We start from the raw sequence: 4,148 nt of genomic DNA, 5'->3' as shown, positions 1-4,148 counted from the left end.
CTTTGCCATGATATGCACCCACCTTTAACTGTAATTATATACAGTGTAGCAGTGGCTGATCAAAGTGGGTAATCAGGTTAAGGATTGACTGTGTTCAGTATTGAAGTGAATTGTATCCTTTTGCTTAAAATGAAGACCTTTTTTATCAGCCAGATAAACAACAAAGCCATTATATTTAGGGTTAACAATCAAGATATCATCCAACCCATCACCATTAAAATCGCCACTGTAAAGAGGCCTGTTAATCGCTAAATCAAGCCCTAATTTTCCAGTTATTTTTACAGTTTCCAGGTTGGTTTCACCAAAAATATTTTTATTCCCGAACACGACAGAAGCATGATTGTTGGCGGGCACGATATTTAACAAATCATCAAAACCGTCACCATTAAAGTCACCAACCACAGCGCGGGAGTGGCTATAGTCTGGTATATTTAATGCTGAAAGTTCAATAATCTCATTTGAAGATTTAGTTGTATCCTCGCCTGAATATTCAGGGTTTAGAACAAAAATATTTGGTAACGACTTGCTTTTACTGTGCAAAAATAATTCAGTAGAACCATCACCATTGAAATCCCCGTAATGGCGAGAATATTCACTGTTCTTCCAGTCAATATCCTGGTCGGCATGAACGCAAGAGGAAAAAATAATAGTGGATAATACGGATAATAAAGAAACCCATTGAATTCTCATAAAAATCCTTACTTAGGCAGAATACAAAGAGTTGTTTTCTTAAGAAATCAAAAGGCGAGACACCAGAGGTGTATTACTTAATCTTCAATCCCTGAAGAAAATACAGAACTCAATCAGTTATTACAGTAACGTTATGTTTAAAATGTTGTCAACCTACAAGTTAACAATAATTAATTGGTAATTTATGTCAGTTTGTTTATTTATGAGAATTACAAGAGATAAAAACAAGGTTGGAAATTTTAAATAATTTCATAAATCAGATTCAACGTGTAAGCGTATAGTGCGTATATATAACTTTATAACAGATGTGACAGTTTCACATGTAAAAATAGAACAATGTGTTTTAAATATATTGCTTTTTGCGTTCTGATTGTAAGTGCACTATTACCAAGCTCCTTACGTCGTTCAAAGTCATCAACTCGTCATCTGAATATTCAGGCTCGGGAATGCAGTTAATTACTTTTCCATTTTTAATATGAAATTGAATTAGGTATTTATACTATTAACATGTGCCCACAGTTAAACATCTCACTTTAATGTAATCCTGATAAAGTTCTTCGCTTGCCTGCCAAGTCCTTAGCGTTAGATTCAATTGATACAGCTTCATACCAAACTCCTTTATGCTTGTCATCGCATGTAAGCAAGAAGTCTGTGGTCAGAATATTAAGAACTTTAGAATCAGGAATTTGTTGGGTGTACCACCTTCAATGCCATATTTAGTTTTTAGCGCTCTTTGAAAACCTTCGAATGTTTATATTTCTTTGAAGCGAGGCAAATTGGTGGTTTCACAATATAATCGTTTAACCAGTATAGATTAATGTACAAACTTTATTATGCGAAAACACCTATACTTCCTGCCCTGCAACCCAGCCAGAGCTCCAGGCCCACTGAAAATTAAAGCCTCCCAGCCAGCCGGTGACATCAACCACTTCACCAATAAAATAAAGCCCTTCAACCTCTTTAGCCATCATGGTTTTAGAACTTAACTGATTAGTGTCCACACCTCCGAGTGTGACCTCCGCGGTGCGATATCCTTCGGTGCCATTGGGTTTTATTGACCATTGTTCAAACGCTGCGGCAACATCATGTAGTTGTTTACCCTGATACTGTTTCATCGGTTTATTATTTAACCCAAAATAGTCAAGTGCAGTTTGGGTAAAGCGTTTGGGGTAGATGCGTGATAAAACCGTCGAGAGCTGTGTATCGGCCTGTTGTTGCTGAGCCTGTTGCAGTGTCTCGAGTAAATCCTGCTGTGGTGATAAGTTAAAACATACTGGTTCACCGGGTTGCCAGTAAGACGATATTTGTAACACGGCCGGGCCACTTAAACCTCTGTGAGTAAATAACAGCGCTTCTTTAAAGCTGATTTGCTCGTTACTGGCTACACAATCTAAAGCAATACCACTTAATTCAGCCAGTACGGTTTTATCTTCTTCATGCAAGGTAAAAGGCACCAGTCCTGCCCGGGTTGGTAAAACCTTTAAACCAAACTGCTCAGCAATTTTATAACCAAAAGGGCTGGCGCCAAGTTTAGGCATAGACAAGCCGCCGGTGGCCACCACCAGAGATTCGCACTGGATCTCACCTAAGGTTGTTTGTAATTGAAAACCGTTTGTTGTTTTTTGAATATCGCTAATGACACAGCTTGTTTTGAGCTGAACGCCAGCCGCATCACACTCTTTTAGTAACATGTTTAATATGTCTTTGGCGCTGTTATCACAAAATAACTGACCTAAGGTCTTTTCGTGGTAGGCAATGCCGTATTCACTGACCAGACTAATAAAGTCCCACTGGGTGTAACGACTTAAAGCCGATTTGCAAAAATGTGGATTAGCCGACAGGTAATTGCCAGGTTCAGCATACATATTGGTGAAATTACAACGTCCACCACCGGACATCAGAATTTTTCCCCCTATGCGTTTTGCGTGATCGAGCAACATAACTTTACGACCACGTTTGCCTGCCTGAGCAGCACAAAATAATCCAGCAGCCCCTGCGCCGATTACAACAACATCTGTCGTGAGTGAGCTAATAAGAAGTACTCCTGTCAATTAGCAACATATAACCAGAGTCATAAAGTCGCGGTAACAATAAATTTTTATTGCTTAAATAAAATAAAACTCAATAAATATCTTTAAATATCAGCAAGTTATTTTTATAGGTATAAATAAGTATACATACGTACATTCGTTCCATCTATCCGGAAAATTGAACCGGACATATGATGCGCGCCGTCGAGACAATCTTAGTCAATTTTGAGAGGCATTTTACATGAAAAAATCTATTGTTATCGCTGCTCTTGCAGCAACTATTGCAACCCCGGTTTGTTTTGCTGACGTAAACGAAGATCTGCAAAATATTTGCACCATTGTTAAGAACAACGACAAGGGTGAATTGCGCAAAAAAGTACGTGCGATTCAGGACGATTACAAACTGCGCGTTGGTGATATTTATCCTGGTATTTCTTGTGGTGGCTCAAGTCTGATCCGTTATTCAATGCAGAATAATGCGACTGATGTAGGTGTATTCATCATTAAGAAAATGTCGAAAAAAGATTTAGGCAACGCTGAAGCGGATGGTCAGACTATCCAGCAGTGGGCCGAAGCAAACGGTTTTATCGGTACCGAGATCGGTAAAGAGTTGTTAGACCGTATCAGCTAGTTTTGGGAGTCACTTGCCGGATTGTCTTGACGCCTCGATGGCAAGTGACATATCCCTTTTAGGCGTCGGTAAACAGGGCTAATCAGGCCCTGTTTTTATTTTATAAACGTATGATTTTGTATACCTGCGTACAAATTCACCCCCTGTAAGCCACATTTTGATTTGCCTATTCTAAAACCCGTCAAGGCAACTTGTGTCATCACAAGCAAATATTTAAAAATATAAATGAGGCAATCATCATGAAAAAATTACTTACTATCGCAACACTGTCTACCGTTTTGGCTGCTCCTTTTGCATTCGCTGATGTAAATGAAGATCTGCAAAACATCTGCACCATAGTTAAAAATAATGACAAAGGTGAACTACGCAAAAAAATGCGTGGTGTGCAAAAAGATTACAAACTGCGCTTAGGTGATTTTTACGGTGGTGTTTCCTGTGGTGGTAACAGCTTAATTCGTTATTCGATGCAGAATGATGCGGTTGATGTTGGTACTTACATGATTAAAAAGATGTCAAAAAAAGATTTATCGCAAGCTGAGTCTGATGGTTTAGCCATTAAAGACTGGGCTTCACAAAACGGTTACTTAGATTCAGAAATTGGCAAAGAGCTGATTGACCGTCTTAACTAATTGGGGGCCACTCACCGGATTGTCTTGACGCCTCGATGGTGAGTGGCAACAACCCCAAGGCGTCAAAAATATAAAAAAACGGCCTATTGGCTAATGCCGATCAGTTAAGAAGTTGACATTCGGCATAAGAGGATCAAAATCCGATGATCGTAAGGTCATCGGATTTTT

The 4,148-nt window shown here is 39.1% G+C and carries 4 protein-coding genes; 2 read left to right on the top strand and 2 right to left on the bottom strand.

From position 1 onward, the window contains the following. Positions 1-72 precede the first annotated feature (72 nt). Together H8B19_RS18760 and H8B19_RS18755 are read right to left on the bottom strand one after the other, a co-directional pair. Complete coding sequence (locus tag H8B19_RS18760) at positions 73-690, bottom strand: FG-GAP repeat domain-containing protein (RefSeq protein WP_186508671.1); 618 nt, start codon at positions 688-690, stop codon at positions 73-75. Positions 691-1,535: 845 nt separating this feature from the next. Then, on the bottom strand, positions 1,536-2,741 hold the full coding sequence (locus tag H8B19_RS18755) for a BaiN/RdsA family NAD(P)/FAD-dependent oxidoreductase (protein WP_194362770.1): 1,206 nt from the start codon (positions 2,739-2,741) through the stop codon (positions 1,536-1,538). Between the two features lie 220 nt (positions 2,742-2,961). On the opposite strand from H8B19_RS18755, the gene H8B19_RS18750 reads away from it, so the two are divergent. Further along, a complete protein-coding gene (locus H8B19_RS18750) occupies positions 2,962-3,351 on the top strand; it encodes a DUF3718 domain-containing protein (protein ID WP_186508669.1) in 390 nt (129 codons plus the stop codon). Positions 3,352-3,590: 239 nt separating this feature from the next. Beyond that, positions 3,591-3,980, top strand: coding sequence for a DUF3718 domain-containing protein (locus H8B19_RS18745; protein ID WP_186508667.1), 390 nt, complete (start codon positions 3,591-3,593; stop codon positions 3,978-3,980). Positions 3,981-4,148 lie beyond the last annotated feature (168 nt).

The sequence above is a fragment of the Neptunicella marina genome, assembly GCF_014270035.1.
In the GTDB taxonomy this organism is placed as follows: Bacteria; Pseudomonadota; Gammaproteobacteria; order Enterobacterales; family Alteromonadaceae; genus Neptunicella; species Neptunicella marina.
The sequence above is the reverse complement of the archived record's forward strand: the minus strand, read 5'-3'. Positions and strand labels throughout refer to the sequence as shown.